Source organism: Paraburkholderia sp. NMBU_R16 (assembly GCF_013282575.1).
Taxonomy (GTDB): Bacteria; Pseudomonadota; Gammaproteobacteria; order Burkholderiales; family Burkholderiaceae; genus Trinickia.
On the sequence record NZ_JAAAYE010000173.1, the window covers coordinates 1 to 1,792 of the forward strand.

A 1,792-nucleotide genomic window follows, 5' to 3' on the forward strand; every position below is an offset into this window, starting at 1 on the left:
GCTGCTGAACAAAGCCCTTCTGACTCGCGTTAAAAGCGGGGGGATTACCGCGCCATCGATGGGGCGCGCAGGCGAGGTGGCCCACCTGAGCGGAATCGCTTCGCATGACGCCGACGTTTTACGCGGGAGCGGGAAAGCGCGCGCGCCAGGGTCTGACAATGGGCGCAGCAACACCTTCTTTGTGGTCGAAACCCATGCAACCTATCAGAAATAATCCATACAGCTCATCACGGCGCCCTGATCAGGCAACCTTGCGCCCGGAGGAGGCAGACTTGGAAATCCCAAACGCTTCAGCTACGTCCGCTAGTCGAACTGGGTGGGGCGTCGCTTCAAATCGACTTTGCTCGACGGAGGCCTTGCGCACAAGCGCAGCACTTGCGGTGCCTCGAAATGAAGAGCACCTGTCAAGGGTTGACGTCCGTCGGACTTGTCATTTTGCTCTTTGTGCATTCGCCACCTCGTCTGACTGAGCAGACATTCACCCTGGAGATTGCCTAAAGAATGGACATCAATCGCACCCAACGAACACCCGGCACTTCGTACTCACATCACGTCCCCGGAGGACCGCGCCCATCCTCTGTGCAGGTTTCCCAACAGTCGGCAAGTAATCCCACATTGGCGGGGCTGCGGTCCAGACCACCATCCCCTCTGACTGAAACAAAACTGATGTCCATGTCTGGTTACCAACGGATTTCTCCACCCGTCGGAGGTCCGGACAATGTCGATGGTCAGTTTGCATACAATCGCCTCGGTTCTCTCGAGCTAGTAGAGCATCCTTTTATTGCCAGTCGTTCAACTAGAATTGATTTTATAAACAAGGTTGCAGCTGCAATAAATTCCTTCTCCCCAGACTTGCCTGTGACCGTATTGTCCGTAGGCGCGGGGCACTTGCTGACCGAGCAGCTAATCAATAATCAGCTATCCTCAGGAAAAAAACAAAGCATCAAATGGCGGTGTATCGACCCGATGTATTCGGCAACAACGAATAACGCGCGCAAGTCCCGCCGCGAGTTTGGCACGAGCAAAACAGATTTTAATGCTTTTTCTACTTCGACGGCCTACCTCTCAAAACGAAGAGCAGGCGTGAGTCTGGCCGAGGATGACCGAGCCGGTCACGTGGTTGTCCTCTTAGCTGACCCTCCATCGGTACTTCCAAGCCAACGAGGCAGGATTCCGAAAAATATTCTCCGTCAAGGTACCCTGATAAAAGGGAAATCGCTACCCGACATCGAAAAGTGCAATACGGTGCTACTGTGTTTTCATGGCAACAGTCAGGAAGGCAATATCCAGAGTCAAGGTATCAAAAACAGCTTAGCTAGTGGGAATATAGCTTTCACAACCACTGCCATAAAATGTCATGTGACGTCGGCGGGAGACTACATCTTCGACGCCTGCCCTTCTGTGCAGGATAAAGCTGGAGTCTTAAAAGAACTCGTGCAGCGGCACGCACGGAAAAATCCGGGCAAAACCCCGATGGAAAACTTGGTTGGCGCGATGGACGGCATTGTCGATACCATAAATTCCAGTGGTCAACAAACAGCCATGAGAGCGGTTTATAGCGACTACGACCGAAGCGTTCAGGAACTGGTAGAGCAATCCGCCCGATCCGCCGGAGCGGTGGTTGTTGCTAAATTTGAAGATAGTCAAACGACCCTAACGAGGATCAAATAGGAATCCGAGAACCACTGCAAGCGCGCCGTCGAGGACGTACTTCAACTGGTTGCTACTGTCATGTCCCAGAAATAACTTTGCATAAGCGGGCGGCGTTGGTGCACGGATAGGCAAACGAAAG

Annotated in this window: 2 protein-coding genes; both read left to right on the forward strand. The window is 53.0% G+C overall.

The features are described from left to right. A partial coding sequence (locus GWC77_RS29250; RefSeq protein ID WP_217283442.1) for a hypothetical protein occupies positions 1-214 on the forward strand: 214 nt, incomplete at its 5' end. Positions 215-672: 458 nt separating this feature from the next. After that, positions 673-1,671, forward strand: a complete 999-nt coding sequence (locus tag GWC77_RS27545; RefSeq protein WP_173262598.1) for a hypothetical protein — start codon at positions 673-675, stop codon at positions 1,669-1,671. Positions 1,672-1,792: the final 121 nt, after the last annotated feature.